This window comes from Actinomadura gamaensis (assembly GCF_042652125.1).
GTDB lineage: Bacteria > Actinomycetota > Actinomycetes > Streptosporangiales > Streptosporangiaceae > Spirillospora > Spirillospora gamaensis.
Map to the genome: position 1 here is coordinate 1,103,705 of NZ_JBHSIT010000001.1, position 24,584 is coordinate 1,128,288.

Genomic DNA, 24,584 nt, shown 5'->3' on the forward strand with positions numbered 1-24,584 from the left:
GGGGGCCGGGGGCTCCCATGCTCTCGTCGGTTCCAAGAGGCGACTTTGGTCGGGTCGGGCACGACCAACGGTCGCAACCAGGCGCGACTACGCTCTGTAGCGTCCAGGGCATGAGACGAGTGCTGCCGGCCGTATGCCTGTTCTTCCTGTCGCCGATCGTGGGGGAGATGCTGCTCGGCGCGACCTCGATCGACGCGATCGGGCTGATACCGATGATGGCGCTGCTGTACGGCGGCGGGACGCTGCTGATCCGCGAGGTCGTCCGGCGGACCCGGCGCGGCTGGTGCTCGATCCTCCTCCTCGGCGCCGCGTACGCGCTGCTGGAGGAGGGCCTGCTCGACCAGATGATCTTCAACGGGCACTACTCGGGGAACTACGACATGGTCCACGTGACCTACGTGCCGTTCCTCGGGACGGGCGTGTTCGGGCTGCTGTCGGTGCTGGCCGTCCACGGCGTGTGGAGCGTGACCGTCCCGATCGCGCTGATGGAGGGGATGGTCCCGGACCGCGCGGACGAACCGTGGCTCGGACGCGCCGGACTCGCCGTCACCGCCGCCCTGTTCGGCCTCGGCATCGTGATCGTCGGCGGCGGGACGTACTCCGACACGCACTTCATGGCGCCGTGGCCCGAGCTCGCCGGGACGGCGGCGGCGATCGTCCTGCTGGTGGTCGCGGTGTTCCGGATCCGGCGGCCGGGGCCGGGCCGCGCCGACCGGAACGCGCCGCGCCCGCTCGTCGCCGGAGCGGCCTCGCTCGTCCTGACCAGCGCGTTCATGATCGTTTTGCAGGCGAACTGGTGGGGCGTCGGCGCGGCGCTGGCGGTCGCGGTCGTGGCGCTCGCGCTCGGCCTTTACTGGTCGCGGGCGCGCGGCTGGGGGCGGCCGCACGTGTTCGCGCTCGCGGCCGGAGCGACGCTGACCTACGTGTGGGACGGTTTCGGGCAGACCCCGGACGAGGGCTCCGGCGGTGCGATCAACCTGGCCGGGCACGTCCTGCTCGCCGTCGCGTCCGCCGTCTTCCTCTACGTCGCGGCCAAGCGCGTGCGGAAGAGGTCCGGCGCCGAGCGGCTCGGATCCGGCACCGCGTGACGCAGTTGCGGTGCCGCGGGTCAGTTGCGGTGCCGCGGGTCAGTTGCGGTGCGGAGGGTCAGATGCGGTGGCGCGCGATGAGCTGGGCGGCGATGACGTTGCGCTGGATCTCGTTGGTGCCCTCGCCGACGATCATCAGCGGGGCGTCCCGGAAGTACCGCTCGACGTCGTACTCCTTCGAGTAGCCGTAGCCGCCGTGCACGCGGATCGCGTCCAGCGCGACCTGCATCGCCGTCTCGGACGCGAACAGCTTCGCCATGCCCGCCTCCATGTCGGCGCGGTCGCCCGCGTCGAGCCGCTCGGCGGCGTCGAGGGTGAGCAGGCGCGCGGCGCGCATCCGCGTGGCCATGTCGGCGAGCAGGTTGCCGATCGACTGGTGCTTCCAGATCGGCTTGCCGAACGACTCGCGTTCCTGCGCGTAGCGGATCGCGTCGTCGAGCGCCGCCTGCCCCACGCCGAGCGCCCGCGCGGCGACCTGCACGCGGCCGACCTCCAGGCCGCGCATCATCTGCGTCCAGCCCTGGTTCGGCGTCCCGCCGAGGACGGCGCCGGCGGGCACCCGCCGTCCCTCGAAGACCAGCTCGCACGCCTCGATGCCGCGGTAGCCGAGCTTCGGCAGCTTCCTGGAGACGGTCAGGCCCTCGCCGGGCTCGACCAGCAGGACGCTCATGCCGCGGTGCGCGGGCGACGCGTCCCGGTCGGTGACGCACAGCAGCCCGATCAGGCCCGAGTGCGCCGCGTTGGAGATCCAGGTCTTGGCGCCGGTGACCACCCAGTGGTCCCCGTCCCGGACGGCGTGGGTGCGCATCGCCTGCAGGTCGCTGCCGCCGCCCGGCTCGGTGAGCGCCATCGTCGCGCGGACCGAGCCGTCCGCCAGCCTCGGCAGGTACCGTTCGCGCTGCTCGGCCGTGCCGAACGTCCGGATCAGGTAGGTGATGACCGAGTGGCCGCCGATCGCGCCCGCCAGGCTCATCCAGCCGCGCGCCAGCTCCTCGGTGACCCGCGCGAAGCACGCCATGCTCACCTCGGTGCCGCCGTGCTCGGCGGGCGCGAGCAGGCCGAAGAACCCGAGGTCCTTCATGGCCTCGACGAACTCGGCGGGGTAGACGTCGTCCTCCTCGAACTCGCGGACGCGCGGGCGGACCCGCTCGTCCACGAACTCCGCGACCAGCTCGACCAGCCGCGCCTCGTCCTCGCTGAGCGCCATCCGCCGACCCCTTCCCGTCCGGCGCGACGCCTCCCGCCCGGCGGGACGCCGCCGGACCCGCGCGCCGATCAGGTAGCGTACGCGCCCCGGTCGTCCCGGGCCGTCCCGGCGGCGGGGTTCCGGCGCTCAGGAGCGCTTGCCGTCGGTGAGCCACCAGAACCCGGCGAGCAGCGCGCCGGGAGGGGCGAACGTCCACAGCCACCACGGGCTCTCCCAGTGCAGGCCGGTGACGCAGACCGCCGCCCAGACCGTCACGTTCACCATGTTGACGACCAGCCACGCGGCGGTCAGGAAGCGCAGCACCGGACGGTCCGGGCCGAACCACGAGACGGTCGCCGCGCGCGGCGCGAAGCGGGACGCCGGGGAGGCGTCGCCGGCTGGACGCGGCGCCTCCGGGGCGGCGAAGGCCTGCGGGGTCTGCTGGTCGGCGGACGGGTGCGGGGTCTGCTCGTCGGTGATGGCCATGGTGGTCGCTCCTCGGAATCTCGGCCGGCCCGCCGATGCGGGGGCGTCTGGTTCCATCCTGCGATTCGCGGCCGTCCGGAGGAGGGGGCCCTGACCGCCGGTTCGGGTGGACCTAGGCCCCCTTGCCGGTGGGATCGGCAGCAGCGTCCCGGGAGCGCCGGGCGAAAGGCCAGAAGACGTGACGAGGGGTCAGGGGGCGTGGGCGAGGGGTCAGGGGGCGTGGACGAGGGGTCAGGGGGCGTAGGCGAGGGCGGCGGGGAGCTCGGCGAAGGTGTCGGTGAGCAGGGTCGTCAGCCCGGCGCGACCGCCCTCGCCCTCGCGGGCCGTCCAGGTGAGCGCGGCGGTGCGCCAGGCGGAGACGACGATCTCGACGGCCAGCCGGAGCCGCACGTCGGACGGGTCGACGGCGCGGCGCGCGCTGACCTGGTCGATCATCGCCCGCGTCGTCTCGTGGCAGTAGCGCAGGCTGTGCGCCTCCAGCGCGGGGACGGTGTCGCACAGGTGGCGCGCGGTGAGGAACCGGCGGTCCCAGTCCGGACCCATCGTGGCGAGCGTGTCGTGCAGGGCCGCGTGCAGGAGGTCCACCAGCGGGCCCTCGGTGTCGAGCTCGGCGACGCGTTCGAGGTACGCCGACCACAGGTCGCTGTCGGCGGCGAGCGCCACGTCCTCCTTGGACGGGTAGGTGCGGAAGAACGTCCGCTTGGAGATCTCCACCTCGTCGCACAGGTCGTCGAGCGTGGTCGCGTCGTAGCCGCGCTCGACGAACAGCCGGAGCGCGGTCTCGGCCAGGGCGAGGCGGGTGCGCCGCTTCTTGCGTTCGCGCAAGGGCAGGTCGCGGAGGTCCTCGGGCACGCCGGCCAGCCTACCACCAGGACGCATTCGCCCTTTGACAGCTTTTGCCACCGAGTGGCACTATCCCCTCGGTGGCCATCGGGCCGCCCTCGAACCCACGACTCGGAGTGCGTCCAGTGCCCAGCAGCCCGACCGAAACCGCCCGGCGGTCCCGCCCGGCGATCACCCTCGCGGTGGTGCTCGCCGCGTTCGTCACGGTGCCGATGTCGATCTCCGGGGCGGCGGTCGCGCTGCCCGGCGTCGGCACCGCGCTGCACGCCTCCGGCGCCCCGCTCCAGTGGGTGATGAACGCCTACAACCTGACCTTCGCCGCGTTCCTGCTGGTCGCGGGTTCGGCGGCGGACCTGCTCGGCCGCCGCCGGGTCTTCGCGCTCGGCGCGGCGCTGTTCGCGGCCGGCTCGGTCGCCGCCGCGCTCGCGCCCGGCATCGGGACGCTCGACGCGGCCCGCGCGCTGGCGGGAATCGGCGGCGCCGGGGTCTTCGCGAGCGGCGGCGCGATCCTCGCCACCGCGTTCGACGGGGCCGCGCGCACCCGCGCGTTCGCGGCCATGGGCAGCGCCGCCGGGCTCGGCCTGGCCGCCGGGCCGACGCTGTCCGGCTGGCTCGTGGGCGGGCTCGGCTGGCGCGCGACGTTCGCGCTCCACGCCGCCCTGCTGATCGCCGCGCTCTCCGGCGTCGGGTTCGTGCCCGAGTCGCGGGCCCCGCGCCGTCCCCGGATGGACGTCCTCGGCGCGGTCCTGTTCGTCGCCGCGCTCGGCGCGCTGGTGCTCGGCGCGGTGCAGGGGCCGCAGTGGGGCTGGACGGGCCCGGCCGTGCTCGGGCTGCTCGCCGGCGGCGTCGTGCTGCTCGCGCTGTTCGCCGCGCACCAGGCCCGGACCGCCGACCCGCTGCTCGACCTGACGCTCGTCCGGGACCGCCGGTTCCTCGCGCTCTGCCTCGTCCCGGTCGTCACGACGTTCGGATTCGTGACGCTGCTGACCTACCTGCCGACCTACCTCGTCGGCGCGGGCGGCATGTCCGCCGGACGCGCCGGGACGGTCATGCTGCTGCTCACCGGTCCCGTCCTCGCCGCGCCGCCGGTCGCCGGTTGGCTGGTCACGCGCGGCGTGTCCGCGCGGCTGCTGCTCGGGCTCTCGCTGCTGCTGTTCGCGGGCGGGGACGCCTGGCTCACCGTGATCGAGCCCGGCTCGTCCGCGTGGGTGATCGCGCCGCCGCTGCTGGCGGTCGGCCTCGGCGCGGGCCTGTCGTTCGGCATCAACGACGGCCTCGCGCTGAGCCTGGTCGAGCCCGGCCGCGCGGGCATGGCCGCCGGGTTCCTCAACACCATGCGCGTCGGCAGCGAGGCCATCGTGATCGCGGTGTTCGGGGCCGTCCTGGTCAGCCTCGTCGGCACCCGCGTCCCGTCCCACGCCCTCGCCGCGCGCGTCGCCTCCGGGGACCTGACCGGCGGCGACCGCACCCACCTGGCCGGCGCCTTCACGCACGCCCTGCACGTCAGCCTGTGGGCGCTCGCCGCCGTCAGCCTGCTCGGCACCGTGATCGTCCACACCGCGCTGGCCCGGCCCCGGCGGACCACCGCGCCCACCCCGGCCCCGGCCCCCGACCCCGCGGCGGTCGAGACCCGCTGATCCGCCGGACGGGAGGGCCGGGCCTAGAGCGCGAGTTTGAAGCCCTCGTGGCTGCTCACGAAGCCGATCGAGCCGTAGAAGCGGTGCGCGTCGCGGCGGCGCTTGTGGCTGGTGAGCTGCACGAGGACGCATCCGCGGGCGCGGGCGCGCTCGGTCACGTCCGCCATCAGCGTCCGGCCGAGGCCGGAGCCGCGCCGGTCCGCGCGGACGCGCACCGCCTCGACCAGCGCCCGCTCGCCGCCGCCCCGGCCGAGGCCGGGAACGTAGGTCGCCTGGAGGCAGCCGACGACGGCGCCGTCCGGTCCGTCCTCGACCAGGACCAGCATCTCGTTGCGCGGATCGGCGTCGATGGCGGCGAAGGCGCGCTCGTGGCGGTCGGTCACCTCGACCGCCGCGGGGTCGGTGACGGCGTCCTCGTCGGCGAGCAGGGCCAGGATCGCGGGCAGGTCGGCGCGCGTCGCGGCGCGTACCGCGTGGGTGGGGGCAGGGGCCATGGCCGCGAGCCTAGCGGTCGGCCCAACAGGGGTTTCCCTACCTTCCGCGCGGTCACGGTTCCGGGCGCGACGGCCCGGGCAAAGGCTTCGTGTGAGTGACCGGAAGGACTGTCCCGGCTGCGACGGAGTCGGGGAACAGCGACTGGGGCCGTTTCGGTTCGCCTGCTTCTTCTGCCGGGGAGCGGGATGCGTCGGGGAGGACGGTGGGACGACCAGCGGGATCGACCCGGCCCCCGCGCGGGCGTACACGCCGGTGTGGGAGCAGCCGGGGTCGGAGATCATGCCGGGGTGCCAGGCGTGCCTGGGCGTCGGGCGCGTCATCAGCCTCGGCGGGGACGTCCGGGGCGGCCGTCCGTCGAAGCTGACCGAGGCGCCCTGCCCCGTCTGCGCCGAACGCTGACGCGGCCGCGCGGAACGCCGCTGCGGCCGCGCCGAACGCCGCTGCGGCGGCGGGCGTGGGAGCGGGAGCGGTCCGGCGGAAGTAACCAAGCGAGCGCTAGGGTGGCGGGTGAGATCACCGAGCGAGCTTGGGGGTTCCGTGAGGGCGTACCGGATCGTCGGCTGGCGGGAACCCCCGCGCCTGGTGGACGCGGACGTCCCCGAGCCCGGGCCCGGCCAGGTGCTCGTGCGCGTCGCCGGGTGCGGGCTGTGCCACTCGGACCTCACGATGGCGGGCATCTCCGCCGAGATCGGCGAGGCGATCGGCTGGCGCGTTCCGTTCACGCTCGGGCACGAGACGGCCGGGCGCGTCGCCGAGGTCGGCGCGGGCGTGACCGCCGTGCGGCCGGGCGACCCCGTGGCGCTGGTGTCGCCCGCGTCCTGCGGGACGTGCCGGCTCTGCGCGCGCGGCCTGGACGCGTCGTGCCCGGACGGCCTGGCCGGACGCGGTTACGGCCGGGACGGCGGCCTCGCCGAGTTCGTCCTCGCGGGGAGCGTCCGCGAGCTGGTGCCGCTGCGCGGGCTCGACCCCGCGACGGCCGGGCCGCTCACCGACGCGGGCGCGACCGCGTACCACGCCGTCCGGCGGGTGCTGCCGCGCCTGCACCCGGACGGCACGGCCGTCGTGATCGGCGCGGGCGGGCTCGGCGCGTTCGCCGTGCAGTTCCTCCGGGCGCTCGGCGGCGCGCGCGTCGTCGCGATCGACACGAACCCGGCGCGCCTCGACCACGCCCGCGAGCTCGGCGCGGACGACGCGCTGCCCGGCGTGGACGGCGGCACCGCCGCGCGGGTCGCGGAGCTGACCGGCGGCCGGGGCGCGGACGCCGTGCTCGACTTCGTCGGCGCGGACGCCACGATCGCGGCGGGCGTCGCGATGGTCGGCCCGGCCGGGGCGTTCGGGCTGGTCGGCGCGGCGGGCGGCGGCCTGCGCGCGCCGTGGTCCGGGACGCTGCCCCGCGACGGCGAGGTGTTCGCGTTCCAGGGATCGTCCATCGCCGACGTCCGGGAGGTCGTCGCGCTGGCGGAACGCGGGGCGATCCGCAACGACGTGGAGGTCTTCCCGCTGGACCGCGTCGAGGACGCCTACGCCGCACTCGACAAGGGGAGTCTGCGCGGCCGTGCGGTGGTGCGGCCCTAGCCCGGCGGGTCGGCCGGGTGCGGGGCGACCGGGAGCGGGGCCGCGAGGCGGTTCTCGCACATGTCGACGAGCACCCGGTAGGCGGGCTCGCCCATCAGCGCGACCAGCTCCGGGCGGTAGGTGACGTACAGCGGGTCGGGCGCGTCGTGCGCCGAGCGCGCGCTGGTGCACCACCAGTGCAGGTCGTGCCCGCCGGGTCCCCACGTCCGCCGCTCGTACTCGGTGATCGTCACGACGAGGACGCGGGTGTCGTCCGGACGGTCGCGCCACTCGAACGTCCGCCGGACGGGAAGCTGCCAGCACACGTCGGGCTTGTACTCCAGCGGCTCGCGGCCGTCCCGGAGGGCCTGCGCGTGCAGCGCGCACCCGGCGCCGCCCTCGAAGCCGGGCCGGTTCAGGAAGACGCACGCGCCGTTGAGGATGCGCGTGCGCCGCCCGCCGTCCGGGGTGGACGCCGTGAACCCGTCGCGGGTGCCGGTCCGGTGGTACTGCCAGACGTCCGGGGTGAGCCGCGCGGCGTGCCCGCTGACGCGCTTCTCGTCGTCCTCGTCGCTGAAGTGGGCGCCGAGCGAGCAGCAGCCGTCGTCGGCGCGCCCGGCGACGATGCCCTGGCAGCCGCGCGCGAACAGGCAGTTCCAGCGGGAGGTCAGCCAGGTCAGGTCGCAGCGGTACACCTGCCCGGCGTCCGCCGGGTCGGTGAACTCGATCCAGGCGCGCGGGAAGTCGGCGGCGGCCTCGTCGTTCATCCGTCCACGTTCTCGCATGTCAGGGGGCCACCGCCAGTGCCAAAGGCAACGGAACGGTCGCCAAGGGCAACGGAACGGTCAAACGCGGCCCCATGGCGGCCAGCGCGGCGGCCCGGCGGTAGCCCGTGCGGTGGCCCGGGCGGGCGGCCCGTGCGGCGGCCTGGGCGCGTTCAGTCGACGCAGGGGATGCCGCCGCCCTTGACCGCGCCGCCCTGCGCGCCGGTCGTCGGCAGCGTCGCGGTCGGCTCGGGCGCCGGCTTCCGGCCGCCGGACGACGCGACGGACGGCACGATCGCCCCCGGACCCAGCACCACCCGGACGCCGCCCGCCGGAAGCGACGCGTCGGAAACGGCCTTCACCCCGAACAGGGCGGCGATTCTCTTCGCGTCGGACCCGGCCGACGCGCCGTACCGGACGGTCGTGCGCGCGGTCGGCGCGGTGTTCCCGACCTTCCCGGTCGCGTAGCCGCCGCGGGACAGCGCGCCCGCGACCTTGGCCGCGAGCCCGGCGCGCCCGCCGCCGTTCAGCACGTCCACGGTCGTCTTCGCGCCGCCGCCGCTACCGCTGCCGCCGCTGCCGTCGCCGCTCGATGCGGGCGCAGGGGACTGCTTCGGCGGGTTCAGCGTGTCGTGCACCATCGTCCGGATCTTGTCGGGGTCGACCAGGTTCACCGACTGCCGGTTCCGCGTCCCGAAACCCTCGATCGGCAGCGTGTGGAACTCGACGTTCCCGCCGGTCAGGCTCTTGGCCTGCTGCGCGAAGCCGAGGACGTCCCAGCCGGAGTCCATCACGACGTCCTTCCTGGCGACCTTCAGCAGGCCCTGCATCCGGCCGAGGTCGCCGAAGATCCCCTCCTGCTTGAGCTGGTGCGTGACCGAGGCGAGGAACGCCTGCTGGCGGTGCGTCCGGTCGAGGTCGCCGTTGGTCAGGCCGTGCCGCTGCCGGACGAACGCGAGCGCCTGCGCCCCGTCGAGGTGCTGGCGTCCGGCGGGGAAGTCCGCCCCGGAGTAGCGGTCCCGGACCGGATGCTTGAGGCAGACGTCCACGCCGCCGAGCGTGGTGGCGAGGTCGTAGAACCCGGCGAGGTTGATCTCGGCGAAGTGGTCGATCGGCACGCCGAGCAGCTTGCGGACGGTCGAGATCGTCGCCTTCCGCGCGGCCTCCCGCCCGTCGTGCTCCAGCCGGTGCCGGTCGTGCTCGCCCCGCGCCATCAGCCTGTCCTCGGTGAACGCCTTCGTGACGCCGTAGGCCTCCTTGATCTTGCCGCGCTGCTGCGGCCCGACCGCGTCGGCGTAGTCCACGTAGTCGTCGCGCGGGATGGAGAACGCGGTCGCCTTGCCGCCGTCGTTCGGGACGTGCAGCAGGATCAGCGTGTTCGTGTTGTAGCCGCCCACGCCCTCCTCGTTCACGCCGCGCGCGCTGCCCGCGTGCAGCTGCCTGAGGATCGCGTTCGGCAGCGGGTCGCCGTTCTGGTCCTTCCGCGAGTCGAGCCCGATGAGCAGGATGTTCGTCGCGCCGTCGGTGGACTTCGGCCCGTTCCCGATCGCGTGCGAGGAGCCCAGGCCGCGCAGGTTGTCCAGGACCAGGTACGCCAGCCCGCTCGCCACCAGGATCGCGGCGGCGACCACGCAGGCGACCGCGTACGCCAGCCCGCCGAGCACCCGGCGGACCCCTCCGGGCGCGGATCGGTGCCGCTCCGGCGCGCGGCGGCGCGGCGGCCCGGGCGCGACCGTCCGCCCGCGCGTCCCCCCGCCCCCCGGCGCCCCACCGCCCGGCGCCCCACCGCCCGGCGCCCCGCCGCCGGACGCCCTGCCGCCGGACGAACGTCCGCCTGCGCCGCTTGACGAACGGCCGCCTCCGTTGCCGCCGGGCGGGCGGCCCGCGGGGCGGCCTCGGTGCGTGGTCGGTCCCACTGTTCCCCTTCCGGTCGGCTCAGCGCGTCCGCGTGCTCGTCGCCCGCACCACGGCCACCGCCACGACCAGCAGCGTCGCCGCCGCCATCGCGACGAACCCCTGGCTCAGCCAGCGGCCCGCGGCGGTCGCGAGGCCCACGCCGCCGCTCGCCGACCGGGCGTCCCCGAGCAGCCCCGCCACCGCCGCCGCGACCGCGTAGGCGATCGGCGGCATCGGCAGGACGAGCCGGACCCGCCGCACGTTCACCAGCGCCACGGCCAGCACGGACCCGGCGACGAGGCTCACGCCGAGCACGAGGCCGGGGCCGCCGCGTCCGAGGCCGTCCACCAGCGCTCCGGCGAGCGTGACGCCGCCGAGCAGCGCGCCCGCGCCGAACCCGGTCAGCATCGGATCGATCCGTTCACGTGGCTTCCTCATCGCAAGGTGGGTGCGCCGGCCTGCCGCCCAGCCTGCCAACACTTAAGCGTAAGCGCAAACAATGAAATGATCATTCTGTCGGACGGACCGCCGCGCGCACCCCGGAAACGGCGAAACCCGGCCGGAACCGCGCGGGTCCGGCCGGGCTTCGCCGGCAGTCGGCAGTCAGCGGCCAGCTCTGAGCTCTCAGCTCTCGGCGGGTCAGCTCAGCCCGAAGGCGCGGATCACCTCCTGCTTCACCGTGTTGCCCGCGTCGTCCCGCGCGGTGGCGCGGAGCGAGACGAACCCGCCTGGCGTCCTCGGGTAGGAGACGCGGCCGGTCCAGGTCGCGCCGCGGTGGTCGAGCCGCACGGCCTGCCACGTCCTGCCGTCGTCGAACGACACCTCCAGCGTGGCGCCGGTGGTCTTCTTGCCCGTCCCGACCGCGTCCGGCTGCTGCCAGGTGCTGAGCGCGATCGAGCCGTGCGAGCCCGCGCGGACGTTGCCGCTCACGTCCGTGCCGACGGCGTAGCCGAGCTGGAGCATCGGCAGCAGTGCCTTGTCGTCGCTCCCTGTGGACGTGAACTCCCACGCGCTGCGCGTGGCGGTCGAGAGCCGCCGGGACGTGTTCGCGGTGTCCTGCTCGAACCGGTACGCCGCCGGCCCGTCCACGTGCGGGACGGCCCGCTGGATCGCCTGCGAGGTGGACGACGCGACCAGCTTGCCGTTCTGGAACAGCCGGGACGCGATCCGCCCCCGCTCGTCACCGCCGGTCGTGTACGTGCCGCCGTCCGTCGGGACGTTCACCTGGAAGAAGTCGCCGGTCCGGAACGGACCCCAGTAGCCCTGGCCGAGGCGCGGCCGGGTGACCGGGTCGAACCAGGCCAGCGTGGACGCGCCGGGGGAGTAGGAGCGGCGCTCGAAGCGCTGGCTCCAGCCCGCCGGGTCCTCCGCGTCGGCGTACCAGGTGTTGCCGGGCTCGGTGGACACGTAGCTCACGCGCGTCCGGCCGAGGCCCTGCGGGTCGACCGGGCCGATGCACGGCGGCCACTGGTAGTCGCGGCAGTCGGACCGGGACTCGAAGGCGACCTGCTTCGGGTCGCCGGTGAACCGCTCGTCGATCCGCGCCAGTCCGCGCTCGCGGACGTCCCAGCCGAGCCCCGGCGGGATGCCGCCGGGGTAGGACCGGCTCAGGTCGTACTTGTAGGGGGCGAACTCGGTGGCCGAGCCGACCAGCCGGGCGTGCCTGCGCGCACCGGCGAGCAGCTTCGCGCCCTCGGCCTGCGTCACCGACGCGGCGGGCACCGCGGACGGCAGGACGTTGGTGAACCGCCCCGGACGGTCGTTCGCGACCAGCAGGAGCGCGGCCCCGGCGTTCTTCGCGGCGTCGGCCGCCTCGGTCGGCGTCACCTTGTCGCTGCGCGTGATCACCACGGCCGCGCCCTTGGCCTGGACGCCCTTGTAGTCGTCCGCGCCGCCGTTCCCGGCGGACACGATCGGCAGGTCCACCCGTCCGTCGAGGCGGACCGAGCCCTGGAAGTACAGCGGGTCGAGGGCGCCGACCCCGGCGGTCCCGGAGACGTTCAAATACGGCTTGGTGAGCCGGTACCGGACGGCGAAGTCGTACGCGCCGCCCGCGACCTTGCCGGTGGGCAGGGCGTACAGGTCGTCCAGCGAGTTCGGGAAGGAGTAGGACGTGCTGAACGCCGCGAACTGCCCGCCGATGCCGGAGTCGTGGTACGCGCCGATGCGCCGGTAGTCGGGGACGGCCTGCTTCGGCGTCCGGACGGTCAGCCGGGCGGCCTTGCCCGCGTCGAGCTTGAGCGTCGTGTTCTTCGTCAGCTTCAGGTGCGGTTCGCTGAGGAACGCGACGCCCGTCGAGCCGGGACCGCGGTCGCCGGGGACCGCGACGTAGCCGCTGATCCAGTAGACGCCGGGGGCGAGCCGCTGCTCGGGCACCGCGCCGGTCGCCGGGTCGGCCGTGATCGGCTGGACGAACTGGTCGCCGTACCGGTACAGCGACAGCTCGCCGCCGACCGGCCTGCCGTCGCGGCCGGTGAGCTTGACGTCCAGGTCGTACCGCTCGTCCTCCTTGACCAGGCCGACGGCCGTGTGCGCGACGACCTTGCCGTCCGCGCCGGTGGCGTCCACCTGGCCGGAGAAGTTCCCGGTGCCGGGCGCGTCGTCCGCGTCGGCGGTGACGTTCACCTCGGCGGTGCCGTGCGCCGGGACGGTGACCTGGTCCGCCGACAGCTTGTAGAGGCCGCCGGCCTCCTTGCCGTCCGGGCCGGTCGCGTGGGTGCTCAGCTTGAGGGTCTGCGCGGTGTCACCGGTGTTGGTGAAGGTGACGGGCTTGGTGACCGGGTCCGCGCCGGTGTGCGGCCAGGAGTGGAAGCCGAAGAACTGCGAGCCGGTCGCGGACACGTCGCCGACCGCGCCGGGCAGCCAGAGCCGTCCGGTGCCGATGTCGAACGCGGAGGTGCCCTTCAGCTCGGTCGAGGTGGACATCAGGGCGGCCTTGAGCTGCGGGGCCTTCCAGTCCGGGTGCTGCTGGGCGAGGATCGCCGCCGCGCCCGCGACGTGCGGCGTCGCCATGGACGTGCCGCTCATCCGGACGTAGGTCCCGGAGCCGGGCGAGTCCTTGGACCGCGCCGCGGTGATGTCCACGCCCGGCGCGGCGAGGTCCGGCTTCATGCCGTGGTCGCCGCCGCGCGGGCCCATGCTGGAGAAGTAGGCGCGCTCGTCGCCCGAGTCGACGGCGCCGACCGTCAGCGCCGAGTCGGCGGTGCCGGGGCTGCTGACCGTGCCCGCGCCGGCGGTGCCGGAGTTGCCCGCCGCGATGACGAACAGCGCGCCGGTCCGCGCGCTGATGCTGTCGACCGCCTGCGCCATCGGGTCGCCCGCGACCGTGACGCTCGGGTCGCCGAGGCTCATGCTGACGACGCGGGCCCTGGACGCGGCCCACTCCATGCCCGCGATGATCCACGAGTCCTGGCCGTAGCCGTCGTCGCCGAGCACCTTGCCCATGACGACCTTCGCCTCGGGCGCGACGCCGGACTGCTTGCCGTCCGAGGCCGCGCCGGTCCCGACGATCGTGGACGACACGTGCGTGCCGTGCCCCACCTTGTCGGTGATGTCCTCGCCCGGGACGAACGAGGTGCTGCCGTCGGCGACGCGTCCGGCCATGTCGGGGTGCGAGACGTCCAGGCCGCTGTCGAGCACGGCGACGGTCGCGCCCGCGCCCTTCTGGCCCTTGCGCCACACCTCGGGCGCGCCGATCTGCGGATTGCCGACCTCGTCGGACGCCTTGACCTTGCCGTCCAGCCAGACCTTGCCGAGCCCGGCGGACAGCGCGCGCGGCGCGACGCCCTTCGCGGCCGGGGCGATCGACGCCCAGAACCCCGCGATCTGCCCCTTGCCGACCTGGAGCGCGGCGGCGTTGATGCTCGGCAGGTCGCGCTTCTTCGTCGCGCCCGCCGGGACGGACCGGGCGGTCCGGGCGCCGTAGGACGCGATCAGCGGCAGGCCGGCGCCCGACTCGTCCGTGTACCCGAACCGGACGAGCTTGCTGACGTTGAACAGCTCCCGGTCGAGCTGGCCCTGCGACAGCAGCGGTTTGGCGGCGTCCGGGAGGACGTAGGTGTCCTTCCCGACCGTCTGGATCTCGGCCCCGCCGGACGATCCGGGGGCCGGGGCGACGGTCGCGACGGTCCTGCCGTCCGAGGTGGAGCCGACGGTCACGACGTCGCCGGTGATCAGCGTGACGCTCGCCTTGGCGGCGGCGTCCTTCGGGGCGGTGGGAGCGGGCCGCGTCGAGGGGGCGGCGTGGGACGGCGCGGCGGCGAGCGCGGGTGGCGCGACGCCGACCCCGAGGGCGACCGCCACCGGCAGCAGGGCCGCCGGGAGGCCGCGGGAGGGAGATCTCATGAGGGGTACCTCCGGGGCTACGGGTGATCACCCCGAGGATCATGGCGGCGCCCCGTCACCCTCAATACGAAGATCATGGCGGTTTCACGCCATGGCGTGTTCCCGTCACCGCGCCGCCCCGGCCCTGGCGTGGACGCGCCACCCGGCCTGCCATGCTGGGCCGCGTGTTCGGACTGACCCCCGACGAGACGTTCGCCTACCGCGAGCTGATCGCCGTCCCCGCCGCGTCCGCGGGCGAGCTGGCCGCGCGGCTGCGGCTCCCCGTCGCCGAGACCCGGGCGCTGCTGACCACCCTGGAGCGGCGCGGCCTCGCCTCGCACGACAGCCAGGACCTGACCCGGTTCGTCGCCGCGCCGCCCGCCGCCGCGCTCGGCGCGCTGCTCGCCGAGCAGCGGAACGAGATCAAGCGCGCGGAGCTCCAGATCGACGCGCTGCAGGAGGTCTACCAGGCCGCCTCCGCGCGGCGCGGGATCTCCGGCCTGATCGACGTCGTCCAGGGGCAGCGGCAGGTGGCCGAGCGGTTCCGGCTGCTCCAGATGGGCGCCGAGAGCGAGGTGCTCGCGTTCGTGAAGGCCCCGGCGACGGCGGTGAGCGCGGCGGAGAACACCGCCGAGCAGCAGGCGCTCGCGCGCGGCGTCCGGTACCGCGTGGTCGCCGAGCGCGCCGCGCTGGAGGAGCAGGGCGGGCTCCAAGCGGCGCTCGCGACCATCCCGGACGGCGAGCGGGTCCGGCTCGTCGGCGAGGTCCCGCTCAAGCTGATCATCGTGGACCGGCGGTCCGCGTTCCTGCCGATCCTCGCCACCCCCGGCCCGGACGGCGCGGGCGCGGTCGTCGTCCACCGGTCCGCGCTGCTGGACGCCCTGCTCGCGCTGTTCGAGGCCGAGTGGATGCGCGCCACGCCCGTCCGCACCGAAGGCGATCCCGAGACCGCCGCCGACGGCCCGCTCGACGAGACGGACGCCCGGCTCCTCGAACTGCTCCTCGCGGGCTACACCGACGACGCGGTCGCCAAGCAGCTCGGGATCTCGCTGCGGACCGTCCAGCGTCGCGTCGCCGCGCTGATGGGCCTGGCCAGGGTGCAGACGCGCATGCAGCTCGGCTGGCACGCCGCGACCCAGGGCTGGCTCCGCCCCGACCCCGCGCCCCGCGGCGACTGACCGGACCCACCCCGCGGCGACTGACCGGACCCACCCCGCGGCGACTGGCCGGCCCCACCCCGCGGCGACTGGCCGGACCCACCCCGCGGCGACTGACCGGACCCGCTCGGCCCGGCGAAGATCACGCGGATCAGTCGGTGCCGAACTCCATCGCGGCGCTGTCGAGGAGCTCCTCGTCGGCGGGCGCGGTGCCGCGCGAGGCGATGGCGTCCGCGCCGCCCTCGTCCATCGGGCCGATGAGCGCGGTGCCCGCACTGACCCCGGCGTGCAGCGCGGCCGGGTGGGACGCGCCGACCACGCCGAGCGAGGCGTACTGCTCCAGCCGGGCGCGCGAGTCGGCGATGTCGAGGTTGCGCATGGTGAGCTGGCCGATCCGGTCCACCGGGCCGAACGCCGAGTCCTCGGTGCGCTCCATGGACAGCTTGTCCGGGTGGTAGCTGAGCGCCGGGCCGGTGGTGTTCAGGACCGAGTAGTCCTCGCCGCGCCGCAGCCGCAGCGTGACCTCGCCGGTCACGGCCGAGCCGACCCACCGCTGGAGCGCCTCGCGGAGCATGAGCGCCTGCGGGTCGAGCCAGCGGCCCTCGTACATGAGCCGGCCGAGCCGCCGTCCCTCGGCGTGGTAGGTCGCGATGGTGTCCTCGTTGTGGACGGCGTTGACCAGCCGCTCGTAGGCGGCGTGCAGCAGCGCCATGCCGGGGGCCTCGTAGATGCCGCGGCTCTTGGCCTCGATGACCCGGTTCTCGATCTGGTCGGACATGCCGAGCCCGTGCCGTCCGCCGATCGCGTTGGCCTCCAGCACCAGGTCCACGGCGGAGGCGAACTCCTTGCCGTTGATCGTGACCGGGCGGCCCTGCTCGAAGCCGACGGAGACGTCCTCGGCGGGGATCTCGACGGCGGGGTCCCAGAACTTCACGCCCATGATCGGCTCGACCGTCTCGACGCCGGCGTCCAGGTGCTCCAGGGCCTTGGCCTCGTGCGTCGCGCCCCAGATGTTGGCGTCGGTGGAGTAGGCCTTCTCGGCGCTGGCCCGGTAGGGCAGGTCGCGCTCCAGCAGCCACTGCGACATCTCCTGCCGGCCGCCGAGCTCGGCGACGAACCGGGCGTCCAGCCACGGCTTGTAGATCCGCAGCTCGGGGTTGGCGAGCAGGCCGTAGCGGTAGAACCGCTCGATGTCGTTGCCCTTGAAGGTGGAGCCGTCGCCCCAGATCTGCACGTCGTCCTCGAGCATCGCGCGGACCAGCAGGGTGCCGGTCACCGCGCGGCCGAGCGGCGTGGTGTTGAAGTAGGCGCGGCCGGCGGAGCGGATGTGGAACGCGCCGCAGGCCAGCGCGGCCAGGCCCTCCTCGACCAGCGCGGCGCGGCAGTCGACCAGGCGCGCGACCTCGGCGCCGTAGAGGGACGCGCGGCCGGGCACGGAGGCGACGTCGGGCTCGTCGTACTGGCCCAGTTCGGCCGTGTACGCGCAGGGCACCGCGCCGTTCTCGCGCATCCACGCGACCGCGACAGAGGTGTCGAGACCGCCGGAGAAGGCGATCCCGACGCGTTCACCGACGGGCAGGGAGGAGAGCACCTTGGACATAGGAAGAGTATGCACTCTCCTGCATGAACATTCAATGCCCGCCGGGAATCTCCCCTCCTGTTTTTCCGAAACCCCTGTTCCGGGCCCTAAACCCCGCTCCAGAGCAGGGGCCGCACCGCGCCCGAGGTGAAGACGGTCGTCCCGGTGGCGTCCAGGGCCGCGCTCATGGCGTGCCGCGGCGTGCCGAGCAGCTTCAGCCGGGTCCGGGACGCCGCGTCCCACACCCGGACGGTGCCCTGGCGCGAGGACCCGCCGTCGTCGCCCGCGCTCACGAGCCGCCTGCCGTCCCCCGAGAACGCCACGCCCGAGACGCTCTTGTGGCCGTCCAGCCGGGCCAGCTCGGCGTGCGTCCGGACGTCCCAGAGCCGCACCACGTTCCCGCCGGTGCCGCCGTACTCGCCGACCGCCAGCGTCCGGCCGTCGGGGGAGAACGCCAGGCCGGTCGCGCCGGGGGTGCCGAGCTCGAACCTCCGCTCGCCGGTGACACCGTCGTAGACCCGCGCGTACTGGTCGGCCCCCACGGTGGCGACCGTCCGGCCGTCCCGGGTGAACGCGACGGCGTACAGCTCGCCGGGGAACTTGTCGTCGCCGCGCTTGAGCCTGGTCACGAGGCGGCCGGCGGCGTCCCAGAGGAACGCGCCGTCCTCGGTGGCGGCGGCGATCCGGCCGCGCGAGGAGAACGCGACGCCCATCGCCCGCTTCCTCGCGTCCTTCAGGGTGAGCGGGGACGCGCCCGTCCGGACGTCGAAGATCCGGACCGCGCCGTCCGAGCAGGCCGCGGCGAGGCGCGCGGAGTCGGGGGAGAACGCGACGCAGTTCGCCCCCTCCTTGCCGCAGGGGAACCGGTACAGCACCTTCGCGGACGCGGCGTCGTAGACCACGACCGCGACGTCGCCGGCGGCCATCGTCCATCCGGCGGCGGCCAGGTACCGGCCGTCCGGCGAGAACGCCGTCGAACGCCACTCGTAGATCCGGTCCGGGCCGTCCAGGAGCCGGTACCGGCCGCCGGACGGCTCCGTCTCGTCGATCCCGGCCGCCTTCTTCAGCGCGCCGGACGCCGACCGCGCGGGCGAGCCGCCGCCGAATTCCGCCCAGCCGAGCGTGGCCGCGCCACCCGCGACGAGCGTCCCGGCGACCGCCGCCAGGACCGTCCGCCGCCGCACCTGCTGCTGCGTCGGTCCCGGCTTGCGGGGGAGCGGCGGCACCGTCACCGGCTGCACCGGCGCGCCCGGCGCCGCGGCCGGGGCCGGGCGCCCCACCGCCTGAGGTCCCACCGCCTGAGGCCCGGGCGCCTGAGGCCCGGGCGTCTGAGGCCGCGCCGCCTGAGGGCCGGGCGCTTGAGGCCGCGCCGTCTGAGGGCCGGGCGCGTGAGGCGCCGCTGCCTGAGGTCCGGGCGCTGCGGGCGGCACGACTGCGGGTGACGTCGGGACCGCGGCGACGACGGGTTCGGGCGGGGCGGTGCGGAGCGTGGCGAGGAGGTGGGCCGGGGTCGGGCGGTCCGCCGGGTCCTTGCTGAGGCAGCGGGCGATGACCGCGGCGAGGGGCGGGTCCACGCCGTCGAGGTCGGGGTCGCCGCTCACCACGCGGTGGACGATCGCGCCGGGGCTGGACGCCTCGAACGGCCCGCGTCCGGTCGCGGCGAAGGCGAGGACGCCGCCGAAGGAGAACACGTCGCTGGGCGGGCCCACCTCGTCCGCCTCGATCTGCTCGGGCGACATGTAGGCGAGCGTGCCGATGACGGCGCCGGTGGCGGTCATCACGCTCGCGTCGAGCGCCCGCGCGATGCCGAAGTCGATGATGCGCGGGCCGTCCTCGGCGACGATGATGTTGCCCGGCTTCAGGTCCCGGTGGACGAGCCCGCACGCGTGGATCGCGGCGAGCCCCTCGGCGAGGCCAGCGCCGAGCGCCCGGACGCGCTCGGGCGGCAGCGCGCCCCGCTCGGCGACGAGCTCCCGGAGCGACGGCCCCGGCACGTACGCGGTCGCCATCCACGGCGCCGCCGCCTCCGGGTCGGCGTCCACGACGGACGCGGTGTAGAAGTCGTTCACCTTGCGCGCGGCCTCGACCTCGCGGGCGAAGCGGGCGCGGAAGTTCGGGTCGGCGGCGTGCTCGGCGCGGATCACCTTGACCGCGAGCCGGCGTCCGGCCGGGGTTTCGGCCAGGTAGACGCGGCCCATGCCGCCCGCGCCCAGGCGCGCCGTCACGCGATACGGGCCGACCTTTTCCGGATCTTCCGGTCCCAACGACTCCATGCAAAGGGACGATAGCGTTCCTTTGTAACCGAGGGCCGCCGGGGGATCGCGGGGACCGCGTGAACGGCGGGGGAGGCGGGGGAGTTCACGGGGACTTCACGTGTCGTTGCGCCAGGGGTCCGGGAGGCGGGTCTACCTTCGCGGGGCAGTCGTCCCTGATCCGGAGGCCCTGATGCGCCGGAAGTCCCTCCCCCTTCCCCTCCTCGGCACGGCCGCCGCCGTGCTCGCGGTCTCGTCCGCCGCGTACGCGGCCGGGGCCGGGGGCGCGAACAAGCCGCTGACCGACCACCTCGTCGGCCGCCAGGCGGACGGTTCCGTCCTCACCTCGAACAACCAGTACGTCACGCCCGCCGGGGTCAGCGTCGAGCAGTCCGGACGGCCGATGGACCTGGCCGTCCGCCCGGACGGCAAGACCGCCGTCGATCTGACCAAGTCGGGCAACGGCCTGTTCACAGTGGTCGACCTCGTCGGCCACAAGGTGCTCCAGCAGTACACGCCGCCGAAGGGCGTCGGCAGCGGCAACGTCGGCGTGACCGGCCTGCTGTACTCGCGCGACGGCAACACGCTGTGGGCGACCCAGTCCAAGAACATCCTGCGCTTCACGGTCGCGGCGGATGGGAAGCTCAGCGCGCCGGTCAGCATCGCGATCCCCGCCGACGCGTCCGTGCCGAAGGGCCCGGACGGCAGCGCCGCGCAGCCCCTTCCGACCGGCCTCGCCTGGGCGCCGGACGGTCAGCACATCGTCGTGGTGTTCAGCGGCTGGGACCGGATCGCCGTCCTCGACCCGGCGACCAACACGTTCGGTGCACCGACGAAGGTCGGGGTCGCGCCGCGCGACGTGGTCGTGGTCGGGCAGCACGCGTTCGTCAGCAACGAGGGCGGCCGGGTCCCGACCGCGCGCGACCACACCAACCTCAGCTACGACTCGCCCGTGGTCGCCGACCGCCGCGACGGCCGCGCGAACAGCGGTACGGTCTCCGAGGTGGACCTGGCGTCCGGGAAGGTCGTGCGGCACTACAAGGTCGGGCTCGACCCGTCCAGCCTGCTGGCGCACGGCACCGAGGTGCTCGTCACCAACTCCAGCGACGACACCGTGTCGGTGATCGACTCCCGGCGCGGACGCGTCGTCCGGACGTTCAACGTCAATCCGCTGCCCGGCCAGCCCTACGGCAGCTCGCCGAACGCGCTGGAGTTCCTCGACGCCACGCACCTGGCGGTCAGCCTCGGCCGGGACAACGCGGTCGCCGTCTACGAGTACGCGGGCGGCCACCGCGAGCCCGCGTTCGACGGCCTGATCCCGACCGGCTGGTACCCCGGAACGCTCCACTGGGACGCCGCGCTCGGCAAGCTCGTCGTGGCGAGCCAGGCGGGCGTCGGCGCGCTCGGCCCGGACCGGACGATCAGCGAGGGCCCCGGCACCACCCCGGCCACCGGACGCCAGGTGTACGCCGACGTCGGCACGGTCGGCCTCATCGACCGGCCGTCCCCGAAGGAGATGGCGGCCTACACCTCCAAGGTGTTCGCGAACAACCAGTGGTTCGGGCTGCGCGAGCGCAACCGGAGGGGCTCGCGGCACGAGGCGCCGGTCGCGGTGCCGGTGCGCACCGGCTCGCCGTCCAAGATCAAGCACGTGTTCGTGATCGTCCGCGAGAACCGCACCTACGACCAGGTGCTCGGGGACGACCCGCGCGGCAACGGCAAGGCCGACCTCGCGCAGTTCGGCGCGAAGGTCACGCCGAACGCGCACGCGCTCGCCCGGCAGTTCCCGCTGATCGACAACCTGTACTCCGACGGCACGAACTCCGCGTCCGGGCACACCTGGCTGGACGCCGCTTTCGTCAACGACTACCTGGAGCGGTCGTACGCCAACTACGTCCGCGACTACGGCCAGCCGGACGCCATGGTGTACCCGAAGTCCGGGTTCCTCTGGGACAACGCGCGGGCGCACGGCCTGGACGCCAAGGTGTGGGGCGAGTACGCCGAGTGGTTCAACACCAAGGACGGCAAGGACTGCCCCGGCACCTGGCAGCAGTGGTACCAGGACTCGAAGATCCTTGAGGGCAAGGCCCAGGGCGACCTGCACCTCCCCATGGGCACCTGCACGACGAAGACCGACGTGCCGTCGCTCGGCAAGATCCTCTCGCCGGACTTCCCGAACTTCCAGACGATCATCCCGGACCAGTACCGCGCCGACATCTTCCAGCGCGACCTCGCCGCGTACGAGAAGAGCGGCAGGCTCCCGGCGCTGAACATGCTCTGGGTGATGGACGACCACACCAACGGCGTCAGCCCCGGCTACCCGACGCCGTCCGCGATGGTCGCCGACAACGACCTGGCCACCGGCCGGATCATCGACTCGATCTCGCACTCGACGTTCTGGAAGGACAGCGCCGTCTTCGTCATCGAGGACGACTCCCAGAACGGCGTGGACCACGTGGACGGGCACCGCAACGTCACGATGATCGCGAGCCCGTACGCCAGGCGCGGCGCGGTCGACCACACCTACTACAGCCAGCTCAACGTCACCCGGACGATCGAGCAGATCCTCGGCCTGCCGCCGATGAACCAGCTCGACCTCGCCGCGGTGCCGATGTTCGACTCGTTCACCGACCAGCCGGACTTCACGCCCTACTCGGCCGTGCCGAACCAGATCCCGCTCGACACGATGAACAAGTCGGCGGCGCAGGTGAGCGACCCGGTGGAGAAGGCGTGGCTGGCCTGGTCGCAGAAGCAGGACTTCGCGTCCGAGGACAACCTCGCCTTCGCCCCGTTCAACCGGCTGACCTGGTACGCCAGCACGGGCTGGAAGCGTCCGTACCCGGGCGACACCAAGGTCATGACGCCGGACGAGGTGCTCGCCAGGTTCCCGCAGGACACCCCGCAGAGCACGGGCGACACCGACCTGCCGCGCAACCGGGCGCAGGTTCCGCACCATGGCTGACGCCTCCGCAGCACCCGGTGCGGCACACGGTGCGGCACCCGTGGCGGCGGCCGTCGAGGCGCGCGGACTGACCAGGCGCTTCGGCGAGACCGTCGCCGTGGCCGGGCTCGACCTCACGGTCGGGCCCGGCCGGGTGCACGGCCTCGTCGGGCCGAACGGGGCCGGCAAGACCACGCTGCTGTCGATGCTGCTCGGCCTCGTCCGCCCGGACGCCGGGACCCTGCGCCTGTTCGGGCGGACGCACGCCGAGCACGGCGCGCGCGCCCGCGACGGCGTCGCCGGGTTCGTCGAGGCCCCGCGCTTCTACCCGTACCTGACCGGCCGCGCGAACCTCGAACTGCTCGCCGGGCTGGACGGCGGCGACGCCCGCTCCCGGATCGCGTCCGCGCTGGACGTCGCGGGCCTCGGCGACGCGGTGCGGGCGAAGGTCGGCGGCTACTCGGTCGGGATGCGGCAGCGGCTCGGCATCGCCGCGTCGCTGCTGCGCGACCCGCGCCTGCTGATCCTGGACGAGCCGACCAGCGGCCTCGACCCGGCCGGCATGCGCGACGTCGCCGCGCTCGTCGGACGGCTCGCCGCCGACGGCGTCGCGGTCCTGCTGAGCAGCCACGACATGGACGAGGTCGAGGACCTCTGCGACGACGTGACCATCCTGAACGCGGGCCGCGCCGCGTTCGACGGGACGATGGCCGAGCTGCGCGAGCGCGCGCCCGCGCCGGAGTTCCGGCTGACCACCGGCGACGACCCGGCCGCGCTCGACCTGGCGTCCGGGATGCCGGAACTGGAGGTCTCCCAGGACGGCGACGGCGGCCCGCTGTCGGTGCGCGCGACCCGCGAGCGGCTGGACGAGTACGTGGTCGGCCTCGGCCGCGCCGGGATCCCCGTCCGGACGCTGACGCAGCGCACCTCGGCGCTGAAGTCGCTGTTCTTCGACCTCACGGGCGGCGAACCGGCCGAGCCCGCCGCCGCCCCGACTCTGGAGAAGGTGCCGGGATGACCGCACTGGACGTCCGTCCCGCCGGGGCCGCCGCGGCGGCGCGCGGCGGGACGCTGGTCGTGTACCGGTGGGAGACCGCCAAGCTCGTCCGGCAGGTCCGGACGCGGCTGGTCGCGCTCGCCTGCGTCGTCGCGCCGTTCCTGTTCGTCGCGGCGCTGGAGGTGCAGACCACGACGCCGCAGGACACCCTGTTCGGCCGGTGGGTGCACGACAGCGGGTTCGCCGTCCCGCTGGTGGTGCTCGGCTTCGCCGGGCAGTGGGCGCTGCCCGCGCTGACCAGCGTCGTCGCCGGGGACATCTTCGCCTGCGAGGACCGGCACGGCACCTGGCGGACGATCCTGACGCGCTCCCGGTCGCGCGGGCAGATCTTCGCGGGCAAGACGCTCGCGGCGCTGACCTACGCGATCGCCGTGACCGTCCTGCTCGGCGCGTCCAGCCTGCTGGCGGGCGTGCTCGTGGTCGGCCACCAGCCGCTCGTCGGGCTGTCCGGGACGCTGCTCGCACCGGGCCGCGCCACCGCGCTCGTCCTGGCGAGCTGGGCGTCGGTGCTGCCGCCGGTGCTCGGCTTCACCGGCCTCGGCCTGCTGCTGTCGGTCGCGGGCCGCAACGGCGCGCTCGGCATCGGCGGCCCGGTCGTCATCGGCCTGGTGATGCAGCTCGGCTCGATGGTCGACCTGCCCGTCCCCGTCCGGACGCTGCTGCTCAGCACGCCGTTCGGCACCTGGCACGGCCTGTTCGCCGACCCGCCGTTCCGCGGCCCGCTGCTGTGGGGCGCGGCCGTCAGCGCGGGCTACCTCGTCCTGTGCGTCGGCGGCGCGTACGCGCTGCTCCGCCGCCGTGACATCACCGGAGGATGACCGCCGTGCGCCGCGCCCTCGCCCTCGTCCTGACCGCCGCCGCCCTGCTCGCCGCGGCCGGATGCGACACGACCGGGATCACCCGCGACCGGGTGGACGCCGCCGTCGCCCCGACCTTCGCCCACCTGTACGTCCTGCAGCAGCGGCTGCGTGGACGCGAGGTCACGGTCGCGTCGGTGAAGGCCCGCGCCGACTGCGCCCGCGGCACCGGCCCGAACGCCGCCACCAAGGGCGCGGGCGACGACTGGACGTGCACCCTGTCCTGGTTCAACGCGGGCCCCGCGATCACCGCGACCGCGAACTACCAGCTGCACGTCCAGCCGAACGGCTGCTACACCGCCGACGGCGACGGCCCGTCCGACCTGAACGGCACGCCCACCCTCACCGCCGCGGACGGCGCGAACGTCACCAACCCCCTCTGGCGCTTCGACGGCTGCTTCGACATCTCCTGACCTCACCCCGCGGCCGGCGCCTTGAGGCCCTGTGGACGGCGGGGCGGGACGAACGG

General features: G+C 74.5%; 19 protein-coding genes. 9 read left to right on the top strand and 10 right to left on the bottom strand.

All coding sequences use genetic code 11. From position 1 onward, the window contains the following. Positions 1–110 precede the first annotated feature (110 nt). Positions 111–1,088, top strand: coding sequence for a hypothetical protein (locus tag ACFPCY_RS05165; RefSeq protein WP_378252377.1), 978 nt, complete (start codon positions 111–113; stop codon positions 1,086–1,088). Positions 1,089–1,146: 58 nt separating this feature from the next. Here ACFPCY_RS05165 and ACFPCY_RS05170 read toward each other — a convergent pair whose 3' ends face one another. The 3 genes from ACFPCY_RS05170 to ACFPCY_RS05180 form a co-directional block, all read right to left on the bottom strand. Further along, positions 1,147–2,295: an acyl-CoA dehydrogenase family protein gene (locus ACFPCY_RS05170; RefSeq protein WP_378252378.1), complete on the bottom strand. Its 1,149-nt coding sequence runs from the start codon at positions 2,293–2,295 to the stop codon at positions 1,147–1,149. A 126-nt stretch (positions 2,296–2,421) separates the two neighbouring features. Then, positions 2,422–2,760, bottom strand: a complete 339-nt coding sequence (locus ACFPCY_RS05175; protein WP_378252379.1) for a hypothetical protein — start codon at positions 2,758–2,760, stop codon at positions 2,422–2,424. A 231-nt stretch (positions 2,761–2,991) separates the two neighbouring features. Continuing rightward, complete coding sequence (locus ACFPCY_RS05180) at positions 2,992–3,612, bottom strand: TetR/AcrR family transcriptional regulator (protein ID WP_378252380.1); 621 nt, start codon at positions 3,610–3,612, stop codon at positions 2,992–2,994. A gap of 116 nt (positions 3,613–3,728) precedes the next feature. On the opposite strand from ACFPCY_RS05180, the gene ACFPCY_RS05185 reads away from it, so the two are divergent. Continuing rightward, entirely contained in the window at positions 3,729–5,240 is a 1,512-nt protein-coding gene (locus ACFPCY_RS05185) for an MFS transporter (protein ID WP_378252381.1), read from the top strand. A gap of 23 nt (positions 5,241–5,263) precedes the next feature. Here ACFPCY_RS05185 and ACFPCY_RS05190 read toward each other — a convergent pair whose 3' ends face one another. Continuing rightward, positions 5,264–5,734, bottom strand: a complete 471-nt coding sequence (locus ACFPCY_RS05190; RefSeq protein WP_378252383.1) for a GNAT family N-acetyltransferase — start codon at positions 5,732–5,734, stop codon at positions 5,264–5,266. Between the two features lie 91 nt (positions 5,735–5,825). Here ACFPCY_RS05190 and ACFPCY_RS05195 point away from each other — a divergent pair, with 91 nt between their 5' ends. Then, entirely contained in the window at positions 5,826–6,134 is a 309-nt protein-coding gene (locus tag ACFPCY_RS05195; RefSeq protein ID WP_378252384.1) for a hypothetical protein, read from the top strand. Between the two features lie 138 nt (positions 6,135–6,272). After that, positions 6,273–7,310 (top strand): alcohol dehydrogenase catalytic domain-containing protein, encoded by a 1,038-nt coding sequence (locus ACFPCY_RS05200; protein ID WP_378252385.1) that lies wholly within the window; start codon positions 6,273–6,275, stop codon positions 7,308–7,310. Here ACFPCY_RS05200 and ACFPCY_RS05205 read toward each other — a convergent pair. The 4 genes from ACFPCY_RS05205 to ACFPCY_RS05220 form a co-directional block, all read right to left on the bottom strand. Next, positions 7,307–8,056, bottom strand: a complete 750-nt coding sequence (locus ACFPCY_RS05205; protein ID WP_378252386.1) for a DUF3109 family protein — start codon at positions 8,054–8,056, stop codon at positions 7,307–7,309. The genes ACFPCY_RS05200 and ACFPCY_RS05205 overlap by 4 nt on opposite strands. Positions 8,057–8,226: 170 nt before the next feature. Next, complete coding sequence (locus ACFPCY_RS05210) at positions 8,227–9,717, bottom strand: LCP family protein (protein WP_378252387.1); 1,491 nt, start codon at positions 9,715–9,717, stop codon at positions 8,227–8,229. A 271-nt stretch (positions 9,718–9,988) separates the two neighbouring features. Beyond that, positions 9,989–10,387, bottom strand: coding sequence for a DUF6542 domain-containing protein (locus ACFPCY_RS05215; protein WP_378252388.1), 399 nt, complete (start codon positions 10,385–10,387; stop codon positions 9,989–9,991). 201 nt (positions 10,388–10,588) lie between these two features. Next, on the bottom strand, positions 10,589–14,293 hold the full coding sequence (locus ACFPCY_RS05220; RefSeq protein ID WP_378252389.1) for a S8 family serine peptidase: 3,705 nt from the start codon (positions 14,291–14,293) through the stop codon (positions 10,589–10,591). A gap of 164 nt (positions 14,294–14,457) precedes the next feature. Here ACFPCY_RS05220 and ACFPCY_RS05225 point away from each other — a divergent pair, with 164 nt between their 5' ends. Then, entirely contained in the window at positions 14,458–15,450 is a 993-nt protein-coding gene (locus tag ACFPCY_RS05225; protein ID WP_378252390.1) for a hypothetical protein, read from the top strand. A 130-nt stretch (positions 15,451–15,580) separates the two neighbouring features. Here ACFPCY_RS05225 and argG read toward each other — a convergent pair whose 3' ends face one another. Beyond that, complete coding sequence (argG, locus tag ACFPCY_RS05230) at positions 15,581–17,029, bottom strand: argininosuccinate synthase (RefSeq protein WP_378252391.1); 1,449 nt, start codon at positions 17,027–17,029, stop codon at positions 15,581–15,583. 86 nt (positions 17,030–17,115) lie between these two features. Beyond that, positions 17,116–19,281: a WD40 repeat domain-containing serine/threonine protein kinase gene (locus tag ACFPCY_RS05235; protein ID WP_378252392.1), complete on the bottom strand. Its 2,166-nt coding sequence runs from the start codon at positions 19,279–19,281 to the stop codon at positions 17,116–17,118. 172 nt (positions 19,282–19,453) lie between these two features. Between ACFPCY_RS05235 and ACFPCY_RS05240 the strand changes: the two genes are divergently transcribed. The 4 genes from ACFPCY_RS05240 to ACFPCY_RS05255 are packed head-to-tail and all read left to right on the top strand — an operon-like array spanning position 19,454 to position 24,528. Beyond that, complete coding sequence (locus ACFPCY_RS05240) at positions 19,454–22,222, top strand: bifunctional YncE family protein/alkaline phosphatase family protein (protein ID WP_378252393.1); 2,769 nt, start codon at positions 19,454–19,456, stop codon at positions 22,220–22,222. After that, complete coding sequence (locus ACFPCY_RS05245) at positions 22,215–23,219, top strand: ABC transporter ATP-binding protein (protein ID WP_378252394.1); 1,005 nt, start codon at positions 22,215–22,217, stop codon at positions 23,217–23,219. Before ACFPCY_RS05240 ends, ACFPCY_RS05245 begins: the two co-directional genes overlap by 8 nt. Further along, the gene (locus ACFPCY_RS05250; RefSeq protein ID WP_378252395.1) at positions 23,216–24,076 is read left to right on the top strand and encodes an ABC transporter permease; all 861 of its coding nucleotides are present in this window, start codon (positions 23,216–23,218) and stop codon (positions 24,074–24,076) included. Before ACFPCY_RS05245 ends, ACFPCY_RS05250 begins: the two co-directional genes overlap by 4 nt. Next, positions 24,073–24,528 carry a hypothetical protein gene (locus ACFPCY_RS05255; protein ID WP_378252396.1) on the top strand — a complete coding sequence of 152 codons (456 nt, stop codon included), beginning with the start codon at positions 24,073–24,075 and terminating at the stop codon, positions 24,526–24,528. The genes ACFPCY_RS05250 and ACFPCY_RS05255 overlap by 4 nt, the downstream gene beginning before the upstream one ends. Positions 24,529–24,584 lie beyond the last annotated feature (56 nt).

Bases quoted from the DNA above. Each gene is read 5' to 3' on its own strand.
- ACFPCY_RS05165 (WP_378252377.1), top strand. From the start codon at position 111: ATGAGACGAGTGCTGCCGGCCGTATGCCTGTTCTTCCTGTCGCCGATC.
- ACFPCY_RS05170 (WP_378252378.1), bottom strand. From the start codon at position 2,295: ATGGCGCTCAGCGAGGACGAGGCGCGGCTGGTCGAGCTGGTCGCGGAG.
- ACFPCY_RS05175 (WP_378252379.1), bottom strand. From the start codon at position 2,760: ATGGCCATCACCGACGAGCAGACCCCGCACCCGTCCGCCGACCAGCAG.
- ACFPCY_RS05190 (WP_378252383.1), bottom strand. From the start codon at position 5,734: ATGGCCCCTGCCCCCACCCACGCGGTACGCGCCGCGACGCGCGCCGAC.
- ACFPCY_RS05205 (WP_378252386.1), bottom strand. From the start codon at position 8,056: ATGAACGACGAGGCCGCCGCCGACTTCCCGCGCGCCTGGATCGAGTTC.
- ACFPCY_RS05215 (WP_378252388.1), bottom strand. From the start codon at position 10,387: ATGAGGAAGCCACGTGAACGGATCGATCCGATGCTGACCGGGTTCGGC.
- ACFPCY_RS05220 (WP_378252389.1), bottom strand. From the start codon at position 14,293: ATGAGATCTCCCTCCCGCGGCCTCCCGGCGGCCCTGCTGCCGGTGGCG.
- argG (WP_378252391.1), bottom strand. From the start codon at position 17,029: ATGTCCAAGGTGCTCTCCTCCCTGCCCGTCGGTGAACGCGTCGGGATC.
- ACFPCY_RS05235 (WP_378252392.1), bottom strand. From the start codon at position 19,281: ATGGAGTCGTTGGGACCGGAAGATCCGGAAAAGGTCGGCCCGTATCGC.
- ACFPCY_RS05240 (WP_378252393.1), top strand. From the start codon at position 19,454: ATGCGCCGGAAGTCCCTCCCCCTTCCCCTCCTCGGCACGGCCGCCGCC.
- ACFPCY_RS05245 (WP_378252394.1), top strand. From the start codon at position 22,215: ATGGCTGACGCCTCCGCAGCACCCGGTGCGGCACACGGTGCGGCACCC.
- ACFPCY_RS05250 (WP_378252395.1), top strand. From the start codon at position 23,216: ATGACCGCACTGGACGTCCGTCCCGCCGGGGCCGCCGCGGCGGCGCGC.
- ACFPCY_RS05255 (WP_378252396.1), top strand. From the start codon at position 24,073: ATGACCGCCGTGCGCCGCGCCCTCGCCCTCGTCCTGACCGCCGCCGCC.